Annotated in this window: 25 protein-coding genes; 14 read left to right on the top strand and 11 right to left on the bottom strand. The window is 67.5% G+C overall.

Annotated elements, in window-relative coordinates; genetic code table 11:
- Positions 1-14: 14 nt before the first annotated feature.
- From ACLJPD_RS06605 to ACLJPD_RS06595, 3 genes are read right to left on the bottom strand one after another with little or no spacing between them, the layout of a single operon-like run.
- Complete coding sequence (locus ACLJPD_RS06605; RefSeq protein WP_410870838.1) at positions 15-800, bottom strand: hypothetical protein; 786 nt, start codon at positions 798-800, stop codon at positions 15-17.
- A 7-nt stretch (positions 801-807) separates the two neighbouring features.
- Positions 808-1,383 carry a TetR/AcrR family transcriptional regulator gene (locus ACLJPD_RS06600; protein ID WP_410870837.1) on the bottom strand — a complete coding sequence of 192 codons (576 nt, stop codon included), beginning with the start codon at positions 1,381-1,383 and terminating at the stop codon, positions 808-810.
- Positions 1,380-1,901, bottom strand: coding sequence for a hypothetical protein (locus ACLJPD_RS06595; protein ID WP_410870836.1), 522 nt, complete (start codon positions 1,899-1,901; stop codon positions 1,380-1,382). The genes ACLJPD_RS06600 and ACLJPD_RS06595 overlap by 4 nt, the downstream gene beginning before the upstream one ends.
- Positions 1,902-1,983: 82 nt before the next feature.
- Between ACLJPD_RS06595 and ACLJPD_RS06590 the strand changes: the two genes are divergently transcribed.
- Positions 1,984-2,376, top strand: a complete 393-nt coding sequence (locus ACLJPD_RS06590; RefSeq protein ID WP_410870835.1) for a PPOX class F420-dependent oxidoreductase — start codon at positions 1,984-1,986, stop codon at positions 2,374-2,376.
- Between the two features lie 51 nt (positions 2,377-2,427).
- On the opposite strand, the gene ACLJPD_RS06585 is transcribed toward ACLJPD_RS06590, so the two are convergent.
- Entirely contained in the window at positions 2,428-3,684 is a 1,257-nt protein-coding gene (locus ACLJPD_RS06585) for an FAD-dependent oxidoreductase (RefSeq protein ID WP_410870834.1), read from the bottom strand.
- A 125-nt stretch (positions 3,685-3,809) separates the two neighbouring features.
- Between ACLJPD_RS06585 and ACLJPD_RS06580 the strand changes: the two genes are divergently transcribed.
- Both ACLJPD_RS06580 and ACLJPD_RS06575 read left to right on the top strand, forming a co-directional pair.
- Positions 3,810-4,142 (top strand): ArsR/SmtB family transcription factor, encoded by a 333-nt coding sequence (locus ACLJPD_RS06580; RefSeq protein WP_410870833.1) that lies wholly within the window; start codon positions 3,810-3,812, stop codon positions 4,140-4,142.
- Positions 4,139-4,633 (top strand): SRPBCC family protein, encoded by a 495-nt coding sequence (locus tag ACLJPD_RS06575; protein ID WP_410870832.1) that lies wholly within the window; start codon positions 4,139-4,141, stop codon positions 4,631-4,633. Before ACLJPD_RS06580 ends, ACLJPD_RS06575 begins: the two co-directional genes overlap by 4 nt.
- Here the strand turns inward: ACLJPD_RS06575 and ACLJPD_RS06570 are convergent.
- The 5 genes from ACLJPD_RS06570 to ACLJPD_RS06550 all read right to left on the bottom strand — a co-directional run bounded on the left by ACLJPD_RS06570 (position 4,624) and on the right by ACLJPD_RS06550 (position 8,022).
- A complete protein-coding gene (locus ACLJPD_RS06570) occupies positions 4,624-5,613 on the bottom strand; it encodes a pirin family protein (RefSeq protein WP_410870831.1) in 990 nt (329 codons plus the stop codon). The two genes, ACLJPD_RS06575 and ACLJPD_RS06570, sit on opposite strands and share 10 nt — an antisense overlap.
- On the bottom strand, positions 5,610-5,930 hold the full coding sequence (locus ACLJPD_RS06565) for a GNAT family N-acetyltransferase (protein ID WP_410870830.1): 321 nt from the start codon (positions 5,928-5,930) through the stop codon (positions 5,610-5,612). Before ACLJPD_RS06565 ends, ACLJPD_RS06570 begins: the two co-directional genes overlap by 4 nt.
- A gap of 156 nt (positions 5,931-6,086) precedes the next feature.
- On the bottom strand, positions 6,087-7,103 hold the full coding sequence (locus ACLJPD_RS06560; protein ID WP_410870829.1) for an aldo/keto reductase: 1,017 nt from the start codon (positions 7,101-7,103) through the stop codon (positions 6,087-6,089).
- Complete coding sequence (locus ACLJPD_RS06555) at positions 7,100-7,564, bottom strand: MerR family transcriptional regulator (protein ID WP_410870828.1); 465 nt, start codon at positions 7,562-7,564, stop codon at positions 7,100-7,102. Before ACLJPD_RS06555 ends, ACLJPD_RS06560 begins: the two co-directional genes overlap by 4 nt.
- Positions 7,565-7,653: 89 nt before the next feature.
- Positions 7,654-8,022 (bottom strand): VOC family protein, encoded by a 369-nt coding sequence (locus tag ACLJPD_RS06550; RefSeq protein ID WP_410870827.1) that lies wholly within the window; start codon positions 8,020-8,022, stop codon positions 7,654-7,656.
- A 48-nt stretch (positions 8,023-8,070) separates the two neighbouring features.
- On the opposite strand from ACLJPD_RS06550, the gene ACLJPD_RS06545 reads away from it, so the two are divergent.
- On the top strand, positions 8,071-8,274 hold the full coding sequence (locus ACLJPD_RS06545) for a hypothetical protein (protein ID WP_379233126.1): 204 nt from the start codon (positions 8,071-8,073) through the stop codon (positions 8,272-8,274).
- 10 nt (positions 8,275-8,284) lie between these two features.
- Here the strand turns inward: ACLJPD_RS06545 and ACLJPD_RS06540 are convergent, their stop codons facing one another.
- Positions 8,285-8,776 (bottom strand): SixA phosphatase family protein, encoded by a 492-nt coding sequence (locus tag ACLJPD_RS06540; protein ID WP_410870826.1) that lies wholly within the window; start codon positions 8,774-8,776, stop codon positions 8,285-8,287.
- Positions 8,777-8,931: 155 nt separating this feature from the next.
- Between ACLJPD_RS06540 and ACLJPD_RS06535 the strand changes: the two genes are divergently transcribed.
- The gene (locus tag ACLJPD_RS06535; RefSeq protein ID WP_410870825.1) at positions 8,932-10,599 is read left to right on the top strand and encodes an FAD-dependent oxidoreductase; all 1,668 of its coding nucleotides are present in this window, start codon (positions 8,932-8,934) and stop codon (positions 10,597-10,599) included.
- 32 nt (positions 10,600-10,631) lie between these two features.
- Here ACLJPD_RS06535 and ACLJPD_RS06530 read toward each other — a convergent pair whose 3' ends face one another.
- The gene (locus tag ACLJPD_RS06530) at positions 10,632-11,405 is read right to left on the bottom strand and encodes an acyl-[acyl-carrier-protein] thioesterase (RefSeq protein ID WP_410870824.1); all 774 of its coding nucleotides are present in this window, start codon (positions 11,403-11,405) and stop codon (positions 10,632-10,634) included.
- A 188-nt stretch (positions 11,406-11,593) separates the two neighbouring features.
- On the opposite strand from ACLJPD_RS06530, the gene ACLJPD_RS06525 reads away from it, so the two are divergent.
- The 9 genes from ACLJPD_RS06525 (at position 11,594) to ACLJPD_RS06485 (ending at position 21,743) form a co-directional block, all read left to right on the top strand.
- Complete coding sequence (locus tag ACLJPD_RS06525; protein WP_410870823.1) at positions 11,594-13,576, top strand: protein kinase domain-containing protein; 1,983 nt, start codon at positions 11,594-11,596, stop codon at positions 13,574-13,576.
- Between the two features lie 53 nt (positions 13,577-13,629).
- On the top strand, positions 13,630-14,604 hold the full coding sequence (locus tag ACLJPD_RS06520; RefSeq protein ID WP_410870822.1) for an NADPH:quinone oxidoreductase family protein: 975 nt from the start codon (positions 13,630-13,632) through the stop codon (positions 14,602-14,604).
- 28 nt (positions 14,605-14,632) lie between these two features.
- On the top strand, positions 14,633-15,745 hold the full coding sequence (locus ACLJPD_RS06515; protein WP_410870821.1) for a winged helix DNA-binding domain-containing protein: 1,113 nt from the start codon (positions 14,633-14,635) through the stop codon (positions 15,743-15,745).
- A gap of 127 nt (positions 15,746-15,872) precedes the next feature.
- On the top strand, positions 15,873-17,186 hold the full coding sequence (locus ACLJPD_RS06510; RefSeq protein ID WP_410870819.1) for an amidohydrolase family protein: 1,314 nt from the start codon (positions 15,873-15,875) through the stop codon (positions 17,184-17,186).
- A gap of 112 nt (positions 17,187-17,298) precedes the next feature.
- Positions 17,299-18,084, top strand: coding sequence for an ABC transporter ATP-binding protein (locus ACLJPD_RS06505; protein WP_410870817.1), 786 nt, complete (start codon positions 17,299-17,301; stop codon positions 18,082-18,084).
- Positions 18,084-18,926, top strand: a complete 843-nt coding sequence (locus ACLJPD_RS06500) for an ABC transporter permease (RefSeq protein WP_410870815.1) — start codon at positions 18,084-18,086, stop codon at positions 18,924-18,926. The genes ACLJPD_RS06505 and ACLJPD_RS06500 overlap by 1 nt, the downstream gene beginning before the upstream one ends.
- Before the next feature lie 8 nt (positions 18,927-18,934).
- On the top strand, positions 18,935-20,104 hold the full coding sequence (locus ACLJPD_RS06495; protein WP_410870813.1) for an ABC transporter substrate-binding protein: 1,170 nt from the start codon (positions 18,935-18,937) through the stop codon (positions 20,102-20,104).
- Between the two features lie 11 nt (positions 20,105-20,115).
- On the top strand, positions 20,116-21,108 hold the full coding sequence (locus tag ACLJPD_RS06490) for an isopenicillin N synthase family dioxygenase (protein ID WP_410870812.1): 993 nt from the start codon (positions 20,116-20,118) through the stop codon (positions 21,106-21,108).
- The gene (locus ACLJPD_RS06485) at positions 21,105-21,743 is read left to right on the top strand and encodes a GntR family transcriptional regulator (RefSeq protein ID WP_410870810.1); all 639 of its coding nucleotides are present in this window, start codon (positions 21,105-21,107) and stop codon (positions 21,741-21,743) included. Before ACLJPD_RS06490 ends, ACLJPD_RS06485 begins: the two co-directional genes overlap by 4 nt.

The following is a 21,743-nucleotide window of genomic DNA, read 5'->3' as shown; positions in this document are numbered from 1 at the left end:
TGCTCGGCCGTGCATCAGCCCAGCGTGCGCACCTTCGGGCACTTCTTGCCCGCCAGATGACACTTGTCCTCGAAACCGGCGGGCAGCCAAGTCCCGTTCTTCAACAGCGGATGGTGCGGAAAATATTGCAAGGCCGCGGTGACGAAAAGGAGTGCTGCCCAAGGAGTCTGGACCTGTATCTGCTGGAGTGTGCCGTCACGGTCGGGGAACCGGCAGCCGACCCGATCCGGCGCCGTGAGGTCGATGGATTCGAGCGCGGACCAGTGCAGCGAAAACGAGCGATCGGGATTGGTGAGGTGCAGGCGCCGGTTCGAGATCATCACCGACCCGGGGCGTTCGGCCACCCAGCGCGGTTGCGCGGCGGCCGCCGCCTGTGTGCGCCGGGTCCGGTTCACGACGGCATTGCCCAGCTGCGCGGCCGCGACGATCGGGTTCGGGCCGACAGCGGTGGTACGGCTGCGAGTCCAGCTGCCGTCGCCGGTCGCCCGCCACGTGTACCAGTTGACCGACCCCTCGGCCAGCCCGACCTCACCGGGCTCGATCCGCACCCGCGTCGCCGTGTGTGGGATCAGCGCGATCTCACCGCGCGCCAGCAGATCGGCCACCCCGCACGTGTACAGCAGGTAGTCGTCGAACCACGTCCACCCGGCCTGTTCGGCCAGGGCGCGTTCGATATCGGCCAGCGGGTCGAACACCACTCTCATCACCACCCACCCGTGCGGACTTACTGCTTCAACGGTAGCGGAGACCAGTGACAACGCACTGCCCGTCACCCCGCGAAAGTCGGTGTCGCTGTCCACGAGAGGATCAAAGGAGGCGACGCACGGCCTCGACGATCGCGCGGCGGTGATCATCGGTGGTCTCAGTCGCGGTCTCGGACGAGCAGGCGGGCACGCTGGCGACATTGGTCGGGTTCCATGCGAGAGCCATGCTCAGGACGAGCGTCAGCAGCGTCGCGGGGGAGAACTCGGAGCCGATGCCGTCCTTCTGCTGTGCCGCGGCAAGCGCGTCCAGTTTGGCGTCGCGGGCAGGCGCCGCGCCGACCAGATCCCGGTTGCCACGCTCGAGGCGGTGCCAGGTGGCCAGCCGGATGACGTCGGGATGCCGACGGCAGTAGTCGAACAGCTGCCCCGCGTACTCGGGGAGGTTGTCGGGGGTGAACGGGACCGAATTCAGGCCGTGGGTGACGTGGGCGTCGATGACCGCGTCGAAGAGTTGATCCTTGCTACCGAAGTAGACGTAGATGAGGTTCTTGTTCGCCCTCGCCGTTTTGGCGATCCGGTCCACACGGGCGCCGGCGATACCGTACGTGGCGAACTCATCCGTGGCGGCCTGGAGAATGCGGGCCTTGGTGGCGTCGGCTCGGGACATCGCCTGCGTCATCCGATTCCGAAGACGGCGAAGGCCGCGTCCGATGCGACGAGCAGCACCGTGCACCACAGGGCGACTCCGGTCATCAGCCAGCGGATCAGCCGCCAGTTGGGTATGCCGAGCGCCGCACCGAGTAGGGCCGAGCCCCAGGTGCCGAAGAGCGCAGGGCCTACGATCCCGAAGCCCGCCACGCCGTAGCGGTCGAGGACTCGGCGGGCCCGCCGTCCCGCCGCGCCGGAGAGTCGGTCGCCTTCCTCAGGCGCTGCGCTGGTGACAACGATGGTGGACGCACCGTCGACTTCCGTTGCCGAATCGGCCCGTGCGGCGGCGGATTTCCGGCGGACGCGCCAGGACTGCCAGCGCAGCCGGGCGCGCTCCATCGCGAATACCGCGAAGACCACACAGCAAGCCGCGCCCAGCAACGCCGCGAACAGCGCGACCGGGCCGGGCAGGGATAGCGAGAGGCCGACAGGGACCGCAGGGGTGCCCAGCACAAAACCCGCGAGCACGGTCCCAACGAATCGCACCATGCAGATTCCTTTCAGCCGCGTCGTGCGGTTCGCTGGGCTGCTCCAACGACCACGAAAGTAACTAACTGGTTAGTATTGTGTCATGAAAGACACCAACGCTGTGCTGAACGAGCTGGCGGCCGGCAAGTATCTGCTGCTCACCACGTTCCGACGCGATGGCACCGCGGTCCCCACGCCGGTCTGGGTGATGCGCGACGGGGAAACGCTGGCGGTGTGGAGCGCGGCGGACGCGGGCAAGGTGAAGCGGGTCCGTAACGGGGGTCGGGTGGCGCTCGCCCCCTGTGACTGGCGCGGAAAGTCGCTCGGCTCCGCGGTTCCCGGCTTCGCCGAGGTGCTGGCGCCGGATGCGAGTGCGCACTTCACCGCTTTGATGAAACGCAAGTACGGGCTGGTCGCCCGGATCGGGCTACTGGGCAGCAGGTTGCGCGGAGGCTCCGAACGGATGGTGGGCCTTCGGGTCCGGCTGGACGGTTGAGCGTCTCGTCGAGGCACCCGGAAATCGGGCTGATCGCAACGTGACAGGCGATCAGCGTGCCGCGTTCGCGGGTCCGACGCCGGTTCGTGGACGTCGCGCGAACTCCGGTGCGTGCTCGGGGCGCAGGCCGATGCCGCCGAGGTAGGCGGTGATGCCGGCGAGTGCGGGCACGGCGTCGACGACGCGCAGGGGCAGGGGCGCGGTGTGCAGGGTTCCCCGCAACGCGGGCGCGATGAGCATGTCGTGCTCGCCGCGCTGGGATCGTTGGGTGAAGCTCGCGGGCAGCATCCGTCGGCGCTGGACCTTTTCCAGGTCGGCGGTCCGCACGGTGCCGTCGAGCAGCGGCTGCGCCAGGGTGCGCGCGGCCGCCACGGCGTCCTGCACCGCGAGGTTGACCCCGACCCCGCCGACCGGTGACATCGTGTGCGCGGCGTCGCCGATGCACAGCAGGCCGGGCACATACCACCGGTCGAGCATGCCCACCGTGACCTCGAGCAGTTTGACGTCGTCCCAGGTCCGTATCGCGGCGGTCGACTCGGTGGACCAGCCGAAGAGTTCGGTGACGCGATCACGTAGCCACTGCACGTCGTGCGCGGCGCGAAGCTCTGCGTCGCAGCCCTTTTCGATGATGTAGCCGGTCTGGTAGTAGTCACCGCGGTCGATGGCCACCGCGGAATTGCCGTTGGTGAAGCGGGCTTGCACGGCCCCGCCGTCGATGTCGTCCACCGCTTTCGGGATGCGGAAGAACCACATGTCCATCGGAACGTCCTCCATCCGCTGACGCAGGCCCGCGGCTTCGCGCGCCACGGAATCGCGTCCGTCGCAGGCGATCACGAGATCGGCGCGCAGTGCGTGTTCGATGCCGTCGGCATCGAGGTAGCGCACACCCGCCACCGCACCCGCGTCGTCGATCAGTCCGGTCGCGGTCGAGCTCATGCGCAAGGTGAAGGTCGGTTCTTCGGCCGCGGCGCCCGCGAGCAGGTCGAGGAAATCCCATTGCGGCACCATGGCGATGTGCCGGTATCTACCGGGAATTCGGGTGAGATCGGCGGCGACCACCATGCGGTCGCCCGCGTACATGCACATCCGGGTCAGTTCGGATCGTGGCAACCGTGCGAACTCGGTTCCCAATCCGAGTTCGTCGATCAATCGCACCGTGGACGGATGCACGGTGTCGCCGCGAAAATCTCGGATGAAGTCGGCATGTTTTTCCAGGACGGTGACGTCTACACCGGCTCGTGCCAACAGCAGCGCGGCCATCATTCCCGCGGGGCCACCGCCGACGATGCAGCATGTGGTCTTGTCCATGAGTGGTTCCCCTCGATGATTCCCGCCAAAGTTCTACGACAAAGCGTAGTAGTCAATTCCGGGCGCCGTCCAGGGTTTGACGAAAGGGCTTGACCGAATGGCCGCGCCGCGCAATACTGAACTAGATGGTTCAGTATGACTTCCTAGACGCCTCGTTCGGGGCGCTCGCGGACCCCACACGCCGGGGCATCCTCGAGCAACTCGGGCGTGGGCCCGCGAGTATCAGCGAGTTGGCCGAGCGGTTCGAGATGACGTTGACCGGCATCAAGAAACACATCGGGTTGCTCGAGGACGCGGGCATGGTGGTCACCGAGAAGCGTGGGCGGGTGCGGTACTGCCGGATCTCCGAACGCGTCTTCGATCGTGAGGTGGCCTGGATGCAGGGTTATCGGCAGATGCTCGAGGCCCGGATGGACCGTCTCGGAGAATTCCTGCAACGAACGGAGCCAGACCGATGAGCACAACCACCAACTCCACCGACAATGCCGTCATCACCTCCACCTCGGACCGCGAAGTCCACATCGAACGCGATTTCGACGCGCCGCTGGACCGGGTGTGGGACGCCTTCAGCCGCATCGAGCAGCTCTCGCGCTGGTGGGCCCGCGGCCACATGGTCGACATCGAGCGCTGGGAGTTCCGCAAGGGCGGGCACTGGCGTTTCGTCGAACACGACGGCGGCGAGTCCTACGGTTTCGAAGGCCGCTTCCGCGAGATCACCCCGAAGGAGCGCATCGTGCAGTCCTTCGAATGGGACGGCATGCCCGCCCACATCTCCATCGACGCCACCACCTTCGTCGACCTCGGCGACGGCCGGACCAGGGTCGTCACCGACAGCGTCTTCCACACGGCCGAGGAATGCGCGGGCATGCTGGCCACGGGCATGGAGGGCGGCCTCAACGACAGCTACCGCGCCCTCGACGCCCTGCTCGCCGAGGGCCGTCAGAGGTGAGTGCAGCCGGTCGCTCGTTTACGTGGCTTCAAGCGCAGCGGCGGTAGTGGCGGGGCAGGTATCCGCTCGTCGGGGCTGTGCCCGACGACCAACGGAAAGCGACTGGTGTCGCGGGCTTCCCACGCCTCACGAGCGGCGACGATCTCCTCGTGACCGCGGGCGACGAAGTTCCACCACATCACCAGCTCCTCGGCGAAGGGTTCGCCGCCGACCAGCGCGAAATGTGCGCCGTCGGTGCTGGTGAGGCGCAGCTCGGCGCGGTCGGTGCCCAGGTACAGCAGCGGTCCGGGTTCGAGTTCGGTGCCCTCGACCGTCACCGTGCCCGCGATCACCAGCACCGCGTGCTCGAACCCGGGCTCCAACGGCAGCCGCACGTCGGTGCCGGGTTCGAGCACGATGTCGGCACCGACGATCGGCGTGTACGCCTTCGCCGGTGAGGTGAGGCCGCCCAGCGCGCCGATCAGCACGGTGGCGCGCAGCCCTGGCGCCGCGTAGACCGGCAGTTCACGATGTTGTTCGAAATGTGGATCGATGTCGGTCGCGGTGCCGGGCAACGCGATCCACAGCTGCAGGCCGTGGCCCGCCTCGGCGCCGGGCACGCCGAACTCCGAGTGCGCGATACCGCGACCGGAGGTCATCAGGTTCAGCTGCCCGGGTGCGATCTCGACGTCGGAGCCCACCGAGTCGCGATGCCGGATGCGCCCGTCGAGCGGCCAGGTCACCGTCTGCAAGCCGATGTGCGGATGCGGCAGGATGTCGGGGGAGGCGCCCGCCTCGGTCGCGGCGGCCGAACCGAACCGGTCGAGAAAACACCACGCGCCGACGGTCGGTAGATCGCGTTGCGGCAGTGTGCGTTCCACATACACCCCGCGTACACCGCCCAGCGGCACCTCCCTGGCCGGGTACAGCTCGGTGATCGGACCCGGACGCGGCGACGGCTCACACAGCGCCTCGTCCGGGGCGATCTCCATGTCGCTCATTCCGCGATGCCCTTTCCGACCACGTGCGCGTCGTACTCGGGGTGCTTGTCCAGCCAAGCGCGGATGAACGGGCAGTGTGCGGTGATGGTGCGTCCGCGCGCGATCACGTCCTCGATGGCCTGACGGGCGAGCACCCCGCCGAGCCCCTTGCCCGCGAACGCGTCGTCGATCTCGGTGTGGATGAAATCGGTGTCGTTGTCGCGTTCGATGTACTCGGTGAAACCGGCGAGCTCATCGTCGAAGAACACGTCGTAGCGGTTCTTCTCCGCATTGCGCACGACGCGGCGCTGCGGCTCGGCGGTGTTGGCTTCGGCCATGTGCTGACGCTCCTTCCGCACCGCTTCCGGTGCGCTGAGGATCGGTACGTGAACGCGCCGACCGGTGTCGGCGACCCGGACGATCACCGACAAGTGTGCCTCGAAGAACCGTTCGTCTGTGGCTGCCTATTCCGCGTGGCACCCGCCGCTCGAATGCTATTCGCGCCCGGCCGAGGTGGACGTCATATCCGCGTACCGGCTGCCTGCCACCTGCCCGGCGATCGGTTCCAGCGTCGCCAGGTCCTCGGCCGACAGACGCACCGACGCCGCCGCGACATTGTCGGCCAGCCTGGTCCGTTTGCGGGTACCGGGGATCGGCACCACCGACAGGTTGTGCACACCCGCTCTCGCGTGCACCCATGCGAGGGCGACCTGTGCCTTGGTGATGCCGTGCGCTGTGGCGATCGCGGCCAGCGGCGCGAGCAATTCGGCGTTGTGCTGGGCGTTGTCGCCGGTGAAGCGGGGCTGGAATCGACGGAAGTCCTTGTCGCTCAGCTCTTTCGCCGAGGTGAACGCACCGGTGAGGAATCCCCGGCCCAGCGGCGAATACGGCACGAACGCCACTCCCAGCTCGGCCGCGGCGGGCACCGCGCTGCGTTCCACATCGCGGGAGAACAGCGACCACTCCGACTGCAGTGCCGCGATCGGGTGCACCGCGTGCGCGGCGCGCAGTTCGTCGCCGGTCACCTCGGAGAGCCCGAGCGCGCGCACCTTGCCCGCCGCGACGAGTTCGGCCATCGTGGCGACGGTCTCCTCGATCGGCACAGCTGGATCGCGCCGGTGCATGTAGTACAGGTCGATGGTGTCGACACCGAGCCTGCGCAGACTGGCGTCGACGGCGGCGCGGATGTAGGCGGGGGAGTTGTCGAACCCGCGGAAGGACGGGTCGTCGGCCTTGCGCACGATCCCGAATTTCGTGGCGATCAACAGGTTTTCGCGGTTGGCGCGCACGAAGTCGGCCAGGAATTCCTCGTTGTGGCCGGAGCCGTACACATCGGCGGTGTCGAACAGGGTGACACCGAGTTCGAGTGCGTGGTCGAGGGTGGCCCGCGATTCGGCCGCGTCGGTGTCGCCGTAGAACTCGCTGATGCCCATGCAGCCGAGACCCTGGGTGCCGATCAGCGGTCCGTCGGCGCCGAGGGTGGTGGTCGGCAGTGTCGCGGTGGTGCTCATATGTCGCTTCCTTCGCTCGTGTGCACGGTGATCGTGGCGGGACGGCCCACCGGGGATCGGCCTTCGTAGACGGCGATCTTGTAGTCGAGCACGGCCACGGTCTGTTGCAGCTCCGCGATCTTGTCGAGCACGTCGGATCTGGTCTGCCGGAACATCTCCAGCCGCTGCGGGTAGGTCTGCTCACCGGCCCGCACCAGTTCGGCATAGCGGATCATGTCGGCCACCGGCATGCCGGTGAGCCGCAGCCGTCCGATCAGCGCCAGCCACTCCAGGTCGCGGTCGCTGAACCGGCGGTTGCCGGTGTGATCGCGACCGATGTAGCCCATCAGCCCGATCCGCTCGTACCAGCGCAGCGTGTCGCGGCTCAGGCCCGATCGATCGGCAGCCTGACCGATCGAGTACTTCGGGCGCTCGTGCTCATGATCTGCGCTGTCGGTGCGCAGGGCGGCGTCCTGATCCATCGTGCTCGTCCCTTCCCGTGGAACTTCCTCGACGCTATCCACCTGGAGTGCACTCCAAGCAAGCTTAGATTTTCCACGGGCAAGCGACGTCAGCTGTAGTTCGGCAGTTCCTGGATGGCCCACTTGTTGCCGTCGGGGTCGGTGAAGAAGGTGAACCGGCCCCAACCCAGGTCCTCGACGGGGGAGGCCGCCACCCCGGCGGCGATCAGCTGTTCATAGGCCTTGTCGGCGCTGGCCACGACCATCTGCATCCCCTCGACGCTGCCCGGCGCCGCGCTGGTGAGGCCACGTCCGATGCAGATCGAACACCCCGAACCCGGCGGGGTGAGCTGCACGAACCGGATATCCGGGCTCGGTGTGTGGTCGTGATCGGCGTTGAAGCCGATGCTGGTGTAGAAATCCTTGGCCCGGTCGACATCGGTGACCGGGATGGCAACGAGTTCGATTTTCCAATCCATGTGGTCAAGCATGACACCGTGGTCCGACAGAAACGTAGTGTGGATCACATGGCTGGTAAGGACATCGACCGCGTCAGGGCCCGCTCGGCTTGGGAAACGGTCAAGGAGAGCCCGGTGATCACCGCGATCGCGGTGGCGCCGGTGGTACTCGTGCTCGGCGTGGTGTGGGCGCTGACGAACGGATTCGTCGCGCTCCTGCTCCTGGTGCTACTCGGCGTCGGGGTCGTCGTCGGAGGCAAGTTGCTGAAGTGAACCCGACACCTCAGCGAGGCACATGAAACGACGTGAGTTCGCCGGTGCCGGGGCCCAGTTGTGCCCACGGTCGGTCGAATTCGAGCACCGCGAGCGCCGAGGTGGGGAATTTGCGGCTCAGTTCGGTCGCCTGATCGGATTCGCGGTTGCCCGCCAGTTCCCATGCGGTCCAGGGGATTCCTGGCACATGGCCGACGAGCAGCAGCGTCGAGACGGAGTCGTCGGTGAGTCCGATCAGCTCCAGCAGGGTGTGCGGGTTCGCGTCGTAGATGTCATCGGTGTACTCGACCGGCGCGGTGATGCCGGTGCGCGCCAGTGTCTGCCTCGTCCGTTCGGCGGTCGAGCAGCGCACAGCGTCGATCGGCGGCTGGGTGGCCCGCAGCCAGTCACCGGCCAGTGCCGCTTCGCGTTCGCCACGCGGTGCGAGCGGGCGGGCGTGGTCGTCGACATTGTCGGGGTAGGCCGATTTTCCGTGCCGCATCAAGATCAGGGTCGCCACCATGAGACCACCGTAATCCTGGGCAGCGGTGAGGTGACAGTCACACTCGAGGCACACTGAAAGCTGCGTCACCAACGATACGTTCGCGGCACACCCCGTCGCGAGCCGTCGTGGGGGCGTCTCGAGCCACCGACCACACATTTCGAGGATCTGCACCTATGGCCTACGTCATCACGCAGCGTTGTTGCAACGACGCCAGCTGCGTCACCGAATGCCCGGTCGACTGCATCCGCCCGACTCCGGATCAACCGGAGTTCGCCACGGCGGAGATGCTGTACATCGACCCGGACACCTGCATCGACTGCGGTGCCTGCGTCGACGCGTGTCCGGTGGACGCGATCTTCTCCGAGGATGACCTGCTGGCCTCGCTGTCCAGGTACCGCGAGATCAACGCGGCCTACTTCCAGCGTCACCCGCTCGAGTCGAACTTCGACCCGTTGAGCACGCCGGTTCGTCCGCCCAAGAGCTTGGGTACGTTGCGCGTCGCGATCGTCGGCGCGGGACCAGCGGCCTGCTATGCCGCCGACGAGCTGTTACGGCGTAGTGATGTCGAGGTCGAGATGTTCGACCGGCTCCCGACACCGTGGGGTCTGGTGCGTGCGGGCGTCGCCCCCGATCACGCGGGCACCAAGAACGTCGCCGAGATGTTCGAGTCGGCCTTCCGCCGCGACACCCTGCAGTACTACCTCAATGTCGAGGTCGGCGAGCATATCGATCATCAGGAGCTCCTCGACCACCACCACGCGGTGATCTACGCCGTCGGCGCATCGAGCGACCGCGCGCTCGACATCCCCGGCGAGGATCTGCCCGGCAGCCACTCGGCCACCGAGTTCGTGGCCTGGTACAACGGCCACCCCGACTTCGCCGAGCGCGAATTCGACCTGTCCGGCGAGCGCGCGGTGATCGTCGGCAACGGCAATGTCGCCCTCGATGTGGCGCGCGTGCTCACCGCCGACCCGGACGAGCTCGCCAAGACCGATATCGCCGACCACGCGCTGGACGCGCTGCGTCGCAGCAATATTCGCGAGGTCGTCGTCCTTGGCAGGCGCGGCCCGCTGCAAGCCGCGTACAGCTCGCCGGAGTTCCTCGCGCTCACGCATCGCAACAACGTCGATGTGATCGTCGACCCCGCCGATATCGAGCTCGATCCGCACAGTCGCGCTCTGCTCGACGATCCGAACATCGAACCCTCCCTGCGTCTGAAGTACGAACTCGCGCAGGAGTATTCGACGGCGAAGCCGGATCTGTCGAACAAGCGGATCGTCTTCCGCTACCTCGCCACGCCGACCGCCGTGCACGGCACCGACGCGGTCACCGCGCTCGAGTTCGTGCGCAACGAATTGACCGAGGAGAACGGGCAATTGGTGGCCACCGCCACCGACCGCACCGAAACCATCGACGCCGGACTGGTGCTGCGCTCCATCGGCTACCGGGGCGAACCCGTCGCGGGCCTGCCCTTCGACGAGCGTCGCGGCACCGTGCCCAGCGAGCACGGCCGGGTCATCGAGGCTACCGAGCCCGTCCCCGGCGTCTATGTCTCCGGCTGGATCAAGCGGGGCCCGCGCGGCGTGATCGGCTCCAACCGGGTCGACGCCGAGGAAACCGTCGAAGCGGTGATCGCCGACTTCATCGCGGGCAAACTCACCGCACCGACCGGCGATCGGGCCGCTCTGCGCGCACTGCTCGCGCAGCGCCAGCCCGACCTGGTCGACCGCAAGGGCTGGAAGACCATCGACCAGGCCGAGAAGACCGCGGGCAAGGCGGCAGGCAGGCCACGGGTCAAGTTCACCAACCGCGCCGACCTCCTCAAAGCAGCCAAGGGTTAGCCGATGGCCCCGGTCCCCACGTGGGTCCGGGGCTATTGGGGGAGGGGCATGATTCTGACGACGGTCGTGGTGACGCCGCCGACCACGAACCACAGGCGCAGGACCATCTGACCGGTGTTGTCGCCCGGTTCGTGACGGGCGCGCACGGTGATGTGCTCGCGGGCCAGCACCGGCGCCACGTACTCGATCACGGCGCGGTGCGGCCCGGCGACCAGCTTCGGGAAGTCGACGAGGAACTGCTCGACGGCCTGCCAGTAGCAGGCGTTGTTGACGTGGTTGTACTGGTCGATATCGGTCGCGCGCACCGGGAACGGCAGGTCGGTGTCGGACTCGCGCGGCGCCGGATCGGTGAGATAGGGCCGCCAGCGCAGGCGGTGCTCGTCGGTGGATCGGGCCAGGTAGGCCAGGCCGTCGTCGCTGATCCGGGCGGGCAGATTGCTCGATTCGCTGAGGTTGATCCAGAATCCCTCGGTCTCGATCAGCCCGCCGCGTTCGCTGGTGATCCGCGTGCGCATGTTCGTCCACCGGGTGGACATCGACGAACACCAGCGCTCGAGGTGCACGTTGTCGGGCCACACGACCGGGCGGATCACGTCGATGACGGTGCGGCGCACGATCCAGGTGGGGTCGGTGAGGTGCAGGGCCGTCTGATTCAGCTCGTCCCAGGCGATATCGGACAGATAGCGCGCCACAGCATCCAGGCGCAGCCGTTGATAAGGATCCACGTCGCCGGCCCGGACGGGCCACGCCGTGGCGAAACCCGTGCCCTCCTGGGGAAGCGGGGCCAGTGGCTGATCGAGTGACACGTGTGCTCCTTGCACGGCACACCAGGTGTGCCGCGACTTCTTGCGTAGTTCTGTACACGACTTTACGGGTCGCGGATCACACCCTCACGCCGAGTCGGGACTAGCGGTACCAGGTGCCGGTCACCACGGCGGTACCGGCGCGATTGTCTTACATGACAGAGGCGTCCGTGCCCAGGTAGCCTGCTGTAATGGCCGGCGGAGCAATGGCGGGCTCGATGTTCGGGCGCTATGAGATTCGCAGACTTCTCGGAGTCGGCGGTATGGGGGAGGTCTACGAGGCCTACGACACCTCCAAGAATCGTGTTGTCGCCCTCAAGATGCTCAACCGCGATCTCGCTGTCGACCCCACCTTCGTACAGCGCTTCCGTCGCGAATCGCAGGCCATGGCGAGCGTGCAGGAACCGCACGTCATCCCGGTGCACGACTGGGGCGAGGTCGACGGCGTTCTCTACATCGACATGCGCCTGGTCAAGGGCGTGGATCTCAAGGAACGGCTGCTGCAGTACGGCAGGCTCACGCCCGTCGAGGCGGTGCAGGTGGTCGAGCAGATTGCGTTCGCGCTCGACGCCGCGCACGAGGTGGGCCTGGTCCACCGCGACGTGAAACCGGGCAACATCCTGCTCACCGGCAACCTGTTCGCCTACCTGGTCGACTTCGGCATCGCCCATACCGCCACCGACCCGCAACTCACCAGCGCGGGCAGCGCGGTCGGCTCGATGGCGTACATGGCGCCGGAGCGGTTCGACAGCGTGCCGATGTCGCCGGCGGTGGACACCTACGCGCTCACCTGTGTGCTCTACGAATCCCTGGTTGGCCGGGTGCCGTTCCCGGTGAACAGCCTCGCGGGCGCGATCGGCTCGCATCAGATGGCCCCCGCCCCGCGCCCCAGCGCCGCCGACCCCACCCTGGCCACCTTCGACCCGGTCATCGAACGAGGCATGGCCAAGCGTCCCGACCAGCGCTACGCCTCGCCCATCGACCTGGCCCGCGCGGCCAGAGCCGCCCTGATCCAAGCCGAGCGCTCCACTCCCGCAACAGTATCCGGCCCTCGAATCGAGATCACCGGCCCGCAAACGCCATCGCCCAGCGCCGAGGGACCGCCGTCCCCGCCGACGACCCGTGGCTCCGCTGTCGTCCCAGCCGACTCGCAACTCCCTCCGGCTCGGGACCCGGCGGCCATTTCGCGTGATTCGCAGGCGCCCCCGACTCGGGACTCCGCGGCCTTGTCCCGCGACTCGCACTCGCCCCCGACAACCCGTGGTCCGGTTGTCGCGGACTCACGCACCCCGCCGACTCGAAACTCCGCGGCGCTGTCCGCCGAGTCGTCGCCGCCGACCCGTGGTTCGGCAGCCCTGTCAGCCGGATCCCTGTCCGCGCCGATGACTCGAGGGCTTCCGCAGGCCCGCCCGGTGACCGGCGACAGGCCCGTCGGTCCGACGCAACGGGTCACGGGTCCGCCAGCCGCCGAACCGAATTCGACCCGTCGCGTGACCGGACCCCAATCCGCGGGCGCGTATCGGGCGGCCGAGCACGATCCCACCCTCCTGCGGGCGTCGCCCGGCCTCGACCAGAGGAGTGGCTATACCCATCCGTCGGCGCCGATACTCCTTCCCCCGCAACGCAATTCGGCGACACCGATCCTGGCCGGTGCGCTGGGTTCGCTGATCGTGTTGGCGGCGATCGGTATCGGGGTGTGGTTCATGATGAGCCTCGATGACCGTCGCGAGGTAGCCGGCCCGCCCGCGTCCGGGGTCGTCGAACCCTCCGTGATCGACACCGTGAGCCAGTCGGTCCCCACCACCGCGCCGTCGCCGACCGGAACCACCGTCCCCCCGTTGCAATCGGGCGTCTACGGCGCCGACGGCCAGGGCTTCCTATCGGTGGGCCCGCGCTGCAACGACAACGATGCCGCGATGTCCATCGCCCGCACCACCAAGTCGCGCGTCGTCATCTGCCACACCGGTGACCAGCGGTACTACTACAAGGGTGTGCGAGCCAGCGACGGCGCGGGAATCGAACTCGACGACCCGGTACCCCTCGGCGGTGGCGCGTACACCGCGACCAATCCGACAGACGGCACCCAGTACCAGCTCAACGCGTACAGGTTGACGATCACCAAGGCCGGTTCGGTGCTCGCCGATGAACCGGTGACCGAGTTCGCCCATCGCTGATCCCGCGGCCGGGTTATGTTCGCGGGGGAATGTCATCAAGAGAGGTGTCGAAAATGCGCGCAGCCCAGGTCGGCAAGTTGGACGGTCCGTCGGCGATCGAGATCGTCGACCTGCCCGAGCCGGTGGCTTATCCGGGCGGTGTCCTCATCGACGTGCACGCCGCGGGCATCGCCTTCCCCGACGTACTGATGACGCGCGGTCTCTATCAGATGAAGCCGGGCCTGCCCTTCGTCGTCGGTGGTGAGGTGGCGGGCGTCGTGCGCGAGGCACCGGAGGGTTCCGCGCTGCGCCCCGGCGACCGGGTCGCCGCGCTGACCATGCTGGGCAACGGTGTCGCCGAGGTGGCGGTCGCGCCCGAACATGCCGTGTTCGGGCTGCCCGACAACGTCTCTCTCGAAGCAGGTGCGGGCGTCCTGTTCAATGACCTCACCGTCCATTTCTGCCTGACCAATCGCGGCAGGCTGGCCGAGGGCGAGACCGTTCTGGTGCACGGCGCGGCAGGCGGCGTCGGCACCTCCACCCTGCGGATGGCCAAGGCGCTGGGCGCGGGCCGGGTGATCGCGGTGGTCAGCACCGACGCGAAAGCCCAGGTGGCCAAGGCCAATGGCGCCACCGATGTGGTGCTGACCGAAGGCTGGCTCGCCGCGGTGAAGGAGCTGACTGGCGGCCGCGGCGTCGACATCGTCCTCGACCCGGTCGGTGGTGACCGCTTCACCGACAGCGTCCGCTCGCTGGCGGGTGGCGGGCGACTGCTGGTCGTCGGCTTCACCGCGGGCGAGATCCCGACCGTGAAGGTGAACCGCTTGCTGCTCAAGAACGTCGAGGTCGTCGGCGCGGCCTGGGGCGAATGGGTGATGACCCACCCCACCTACCTCGCCGAACAGTGGGCCGAGATCGCGCCGCTGCTGGCCTCCGGTGCGATTCCCGCTCCCGATCCGGTGCTCTACCCGCTCGACAGGACCGCTGAAGCCGTTGCGGCACTGGACAACCGAACCGCTACCGGCAAAGTGGTCGTGCAGCTGCGCTGAGCTGTCGTCGGGTCGTCGAAGGAGTGGGATGCAGCTGTCGAACCGGGTGCTGAATCGGACGCTGCTCGCCCGGCAGCACTTGCTGGAGCGCTCGACGCTGACCACCGCCGAGATGTGCGATCACCTGGTCGGTCTGCAAGCCCAGGATGTTCCGCCACCGTTCGTCGGGTTATGGAGTCGGATAGTCGATTTCGATCCGGCGACGGTGACGAACGGCCTCGATGACCGGTCCCTCGTCCGGATCACCCTGATGCGCGGCACGATTCACCTCGTCACGCCGCCGGACGCGCTACGCATCGCACCCCACATCCAGCCGGTCCTGGAAAACGCACCGTTCCGTAAGGGTTTCAACTTCGGCGCGATGGTCGGCCTCGACCCCGACGAGGTGCGGGCGCACGGTGAGGCGGCGCTCGGCGACGAACCGATGTCGACGGCGGACCTGCGCGCCGCCGCCGCCCGCTGCTACCCCGACCGCGACCCCGGTGCCGTCGTGCAGACCTGGCTGTACCAACTGCCCGTCCTGCAAACACCCCCGCGTGGCCGCTGGCGCGACAACAGCCGCCCGGTCTGGTCGCGAATCCAGCCCTGGCTGGGCGCACCACTCGAACCGAGCTACCCGGCATCGGAACTGATCCTGCGCTACCTGCGCGCGTTCGGTCCCGCCAGCACGATGGACATGCAGGCCTGGTCACGGCTGCCTGCCATGAAGAAGGCCGTCACCGAACTCGGCGACCGGGTCCGCACCTACACCGACGACCGCGGCCGCACCCTCTACGACGCCGCCGACCTCGAACTCGCCGACCCCGACCTGCCCGCCCCCGTCCGGCTGCTCGGTTGGTTCGACAACGCCCTGCTCTCGCACAAGGACCGCGCCCGCATCGTCGGCGACACCTCCGCACCGCCCCTGCGCACCTTCACGACCAATGTCTCGCCGATCCTGATCGACGGTTTCCTTGCCGGGATGTACAAGATCTTCGTCAACGGCGGCACCGCCCGACTGTGCATCAGCCCGAATCGTGACTGGACGAAAGCCGAAGCGGCGCAGGTGGAACCCGAGGCGGCAGCGCTGCTGGCCTTCCAAGAACCCGAATCCGAGCAGGTCGTCGAGATCCTGGCACCGGGTGCGGACCTACGCCTGTGACATCGCTTTAACGTCGGGGCAACAACCACTTCCTAGGGTCGTCCCCACGACGTTCATGGCTGCAACGGACGACGTGCTCCGCTGAATCCGGCGAGCGAACCAGCCGCATCCCGAAAGAGGTGCGCGCATGGAATCTGTTGCGTCCGTCGTCATTACCGATGTCACCGTCTACACCGAGCAGGGCTGGGCGCCCGGCGAGGTGGTGGTGCGCGACGGTGTCGTCATCGGCTTGCGGGCCGGTCCCGAACACGCCGACCTGCCCCGTTTCGACGGCGGCGGTGGCCACCTGCTCCCCGGCTTCGTCAACACCCATACCCATCTGCAACAGGCGGTACTGCGCGGGATCGGGGAGGGTCTGCCGCTGCTGGAATGGCTGCGCTGCGTCGGCGAACGCACCGTCGCCGCCACCCCCGAACAGACCTACCTCTCGGCGTTGGCCGGTGGTCTGGAACTGCTGCGCAGCGGCGTCACCACGGTCGTCGAACACCTGTGGCCCAGCCCGTCCGACGAGGTCCATCAGGCCATGATCCGCGCGCTGCGGGAACTCGGCATCCGCGTGGTCCTCGGGCGCGGCATCGCCGACCGCGCCGACATCACCCGCAAGTGGGGCCTTGACCCGCGCCTCATGCAACCACTCGACGAGGCATTCGCCCACGTCGACGAACTCGACAAGCAGTTGCTCGGGACCCGCATCACCACCGCTCTCGCCGTCCCCAATCCGCGCTGTCTCACGCCCGACGGCATGGTGGCCGCGCGCGAGTACGCGCAGGCCACCGGCAAAACGGTGTCGATACATGTACTGGAGACCACCACCGATGACGACATGTGTCGATTGCATGCAGGCGCCTCGGCCGTCGACTACCTCGACGCGAGCGGTTTCCTCTGGGACCGCACCCTGGCCGTGCACTGCGTCAACCTCGACGACCACGGTCGCAAGGTCTTCGCCGACCGCGGCGTCACCGTTTCCTACAACCCGGTCTCCAACATGCGTCTCGGCAGCGGCGTCGCCCCGGTCCCGGAGATGCTCGCCGCGGGTATCGACGTCACCCTCGGCGTCGACGGTGCCGCGAGCAATGACACCCAGGACATGTTGCTAGCCCTCCGGATCGGCGCATACCTGCAGCGTGCGGCCCACAAACAAGCCGATCTGCTCGGCTTCGAACACATGCTGCGAATGGCGACCGGTGCGGCGGGCCGGGTCCTCGGCCGCCCGTCACATACCGGCATCGCCCTCGGTGACCGCGCCGACCTCACCCTCGTGCGCTTCGACCGCGACTTCGCCTGCCTGCCGGTACTCGACCCAAGCGCCACGTTGCTCACCGCCGCGTCGCCGCGCGTGATCGACACCGTGTGGGTCGACGGTGAGCCCGTGATCCGCGATGGCCTCAGCACCCGCATAGACCACCAGGACCTCGCGCAGCGTCTGATTCGCATGCGATGACTGTTAATGCAACGGAAACGAACAACACATTGCATGTAATTCAGCTAGCCAATACTGAACGCACCCCAAAGTTGCACGCAACACCGATATACCGCAGGAGAAGGTGATCACGGTGACGCTCTACGACACGGTGAACGACGCCGACGCGAGGACGCTGCTGTCCGGCATGGAGGTTTCCTTCGCCGGCGTGAGCAAGCGCTTCGGTGGCGAAGAGGGCACGCTCGCCCTGACCGATATCGACCTCGACCTCCGCGAAGGCGAATTCGTCGCGGTGGTCGGCCCGTCCGGCTGTGGCAAGTCCACGCTGCTGCGCCTGGCGGCCGGCCTCGAGCAGGTGAGCTCGGGAGCCGTTGCGGTGCGCACGAATTCGATCGGCTTCATCTTCCAGGAAGCCACGCTGCTGCCGTGGCGCAAGGTGCGCCGCAATGTCGAACTCTCGGCCGAACTGGCCGGTGTCGACCGCAAGACGCGCCGTGAACGGGTCGAGCGGGCGATCGAAGCCGTCGGCCTGGCCGACTTCGCGAACAAGCTGCCCAGTCAGCTCTCCGGCGGCATGCGCATGCGCGTCTCCCTGGCCAGGGCGCTGTCGCTGGAACCACGCCTGATGCTGCTGGACGAACCGTTCGGCGCCCTCGACGAGATGACCAGGCTGAACATGCAGGAAGAGCTACTTCGCCTCTACCGCGACAATGCCTTCACCGCCCTGTTCATCACCCACTCGGTCTCCGAGGCCGTGTTCCTGGCTTCGCGCGTGGTGGTGATGTCGGCCAGGCCCGGCCGCGTCCACGAGGTGATCGACGTCGACCTGCCCTACCCGCGGGACCGTGAACTCCGGTTCGAACCCGCCTTCACCGAACTCGTTTCGCGCATCTCGCGCTCGTTGAAAGAGGCTGCCTGATGGTGAGTGTCGCGGCCCGTGTTCCCGCCGCCACGAAGGTGCAGCTGCCCACCGCGCAACTGCGCAAGTTCGGCAGTGCCCTGGTGGCGCCGACGGTGTCGATCACCTTGGCGCTGGCCGCCTGGTACGCGGTGTCGATGCTGATCCTCAGCGAAGGCCGCCGCTTCCTGTTGCCGCCACCGCATGTGGTGTTCGGTGAATCGCTCGCCGATCCGAAGAAGCTCGAGGTGATGCTCGAGGCGCTGGCCGTCACCGCCAGGGTCGCGATCACCGGCCTGCTGATCTCGGCGGTGCTCGGGGTGGCGATCGCGGTGCTGATGAGCCAGGCCAAGCCGATCGAAAACGTGGTCTACCCGTATGCGGTTGTCCTGCAGGCGATCCCGGTGCTGGCGGTGGTACCGCTGATCGGCTTGTGGCTGGGTTACGGCTTCGCCGCCCGCACCACCGTGTGTGTGCTGATCGCGATCCACCCGATCATCGCGATGACCCTGTTCGGCATCAAATCGGTCGACGGCAATCTCCAGGAACTGTTCACCCTCGGCCGTGCGAGCCGCCTGCGCCGCCTCTGGTCGCTGCAACTGCCCGCCGCGCTGCCCTCGACCCTGACCGGATTACGCACCGCCGCGGGACTTTCGGTGACCGGCGCGATCATCGGCGACATGTTCTTCGCGCAGGGCAAACCCGGCATCGGCACCCTGCTCGACACCTACCGCGCCCGCCTGCAATCCGAGGACCTGATCGGTGCGCTGTTGCTGGCTGCCCTGTTCGGCGTGCTCGTGTTCACGGTGTTCACCGTCATCCAGAAGGTCAGTGTCGGCCGCTGGCACAACTCCGCCAACTAAGGATCATCATGAAGACACTTCCCCTGCGTCGTATCGGTATTGCCGCGCTGGCTGTGCTGCTGGCAGGCACCGCGTCCGCCTGTTCCGACGACACCACCGACGCACCCGCTGTCGCGCTCGAACCGGCCCCGGCCGAACAGCAGCTCGCGGGCGCCTGCCCGGCCACCGTGGTCGTCCAGCTCCAGTGGGCGCCCGAAACCGACTCCGGCCCGATCTTCGGCCTGCTCGGCCCCGGCTACCGGGTCGACGCCGACAACAACAAGATCACCGGCCCGCTCGTCGCAGGCGGCAAGGACACCGGTGTGCAGCTGGAGATCCGCGCGGGCGGCCCGGCCATCGGGTTCCAGACCGTGCCCTCGCAGATGTATGTCGACCAGAGCATCACCCTCGGGCTCGCGCACTCCGAGCACGCCGTCGCCGCCGCGGGTCAGCAGCCGATCGTCGCCGTCACCACCCTGCTGCGCAACAGCCCGCAGATGCTGATGTGGGACCCGAAGACCAACCCGGACTGGCAGGGCATCGCCGATATCGGCAAGTCCGGCAAGCCGGTGGTGGTCTCCAAAGGCCAGCTGTACCCGGACTGGCTGGTCGCGCGCGGGCTGGTGAAGAAGGAGCAGGTCGACGCGTCCTACGACAACTCGCCGTCGCGCTTCGTCACCGATCCGTCCTTCGCCCAGCAGGGCTTCGCCAATGCCGAACCCTTCACCTACGAGCACGAAGTGCGGGCCTGGAACAAGCCGGTCGGCTACCAGCTGCTCAAGGACGTCGGCTACGAGGGTTACGCCCGCACCGTGAACGTGCGCGCCGACAAGCTCGCCGAGCTGCGCCCGTGCCTGCGGAAGCTGGTGCCGATGATCCAGCAGGCCACCGCCTCGTTCAAGGCCGATCCCGGTCCCGTCAACGACGTCGTCGTCGACGTGGTCGAGCAGAACCCCAAGCTCAACCCCTACAGCGCCGAACTGGCCGAATTCGGCTCCAGGGCCCTCATCGACGGCGGCCTGATCGGCAACGACACCGACGGCGTCCTCGGCAGTTTCGACGAGGCCCGCGTCCAGCGCATCATCGACGAATTCGGACCCATCCTGCGAGCGGGCGGCGCCGACGTGCCGAACGGCCTGACCGCGAAGGACCTGGTCACCAAGGAATTCCTCGACCCCGCCATTTCCGTCACCGGATAAGGAGACACCCCATGACCACCAACTATGACATGTCCGAGGTTTCGCGCGAGAAGCAGATGGGCGGGCTCGGCAAGGAGACCACCGACCGCGAGATCCGCGTCATCGACCTCACCGACTTCGAGAATCGGCGCGCCGAGATCACCGAGGAACTGTGGGCCGCCGCCACCGAGATCGGCTTCTTCCAGCTCTCCGGCCACGGCATCGCGCAGCACCTGATCGACGAAATGTTCGGCACCACAGCCGATTTCTTCGCGCTGCCCGAAGAGATCAAGGGCAAGTACCCCCTCGTCAAGAAGAACAACGCGGGCTGGGAGAGTCTGAGTCAGGTGCGCCCGTCCATCGGCGTGCCCGATCAGAAGGAGTCCTATCAGATCACCCGGCCGCACATGGACGAGCTGTGGCCCAGTGAGACCGAACTGGCTGGATTCCGTTCCCGTGTGCTCGATTTCGAGCACCGCGCCTGGGCAGTGGCGATGCGGGTGCTGTCCTGCTTCGCCGACCGCCTCGGCTTCGAACGCGAACACTTCACCGCCGCACACGATCCCGGCTCCGAGAACTACCAGAGCGCCCTGCGTCTGCTGCACTACTTCGCCGTTCCCGAAGAACTGCGCGGTGTTCCCGGCCGTTGGCGGGCCGGTGCGCACACCGACTTCGACTGCCTCACACTGCTTTTCCAGCGTGACGGGCAGGGCGGACTACAGGTGTGCCCTGGCAAGGAGATGGAAGAACAGGAGTGGACCTCCATCACTCCCTCGTCGAGCCTGATCACCTGCAATATCGGTGACATGCTCACCCGCTGGAGCGACGACCTGCTGCCGTCGAACTTCCACCGCGTCCGTAGCCCCGGCGAGGGTGAGTACCAGGGCGAGCGCTACAGCATCGCCTACTTCGCCCAGGCCGACCGCGACGCCGTCATCCAGGGGCCTGCGGGCAAATACCCGCCCGTCACGGCGGCCGACTTCCTGACTCAGCGGGTCCAGGCGAACTACCGGCCCCAGGGATGACCGAAGCCTCGCTGCTCGGCCAGTCCGTCCATCGGCAGATCAGGCAGATGGTCCTCTCCGGCGAGCTGACCCCGGGCCAATCGCTCAGCGTGCCCGCGCTGGCGACCAAGCTCGGGGTCAGCCGCAGCCCCGTCCGCGAAGCGGTGCAGCAGCTGATCTACGAGGGTCTCGCCGTCAGCGCGCCGCACGCCGGGGCGAAGGTAGCCGCCGTCGACGACGATCGCATCCGCGACGTCCTCGCGGTCCGGGCCGCCCTCGACGGCCTCGCCGCCGCCGCGGCCGCCACCCGACTCACCGAAGCCGACCTGGACAAGCTCACCGGCATCATCAGCGCCCAGGAAGCGCACCTCGACGATCCGACCGACGCCACCCGTGACGCCCAGCTCGACCTGGAGTTCCACACCTTCATCCGCGACGCCTCCGGCAACGTCTGCGTCGTCGACGAACTGGCTCGCCTCGAAGCCCAGGCCCACCTCTACCGCGGCGACCTGTGGTGCTCGGCCCGCAACCGCCGCGTCGCCCTGCGCGAGCACCGCCGCATCGTCGAAGCCCTCGAATCCGGCCATCCCGAGTCGGCCCGCGCGGCCGCGGAAGCCCACGTGCACGGCCTGCTGACCCGCCTATCCAGGAAGTGA

It is taken from the genome of Nocardia sp. A7 (assembly GCF_046549215.1).
Classification (GTDB): Bacteria; Actinomycetota; Actinomycetes; order Mycobacteriales; family Mycobacteriaceae; genus Nocardia.
This window is presented reverse-complemented; position numbering and strand designations above follow the sequence as displayed.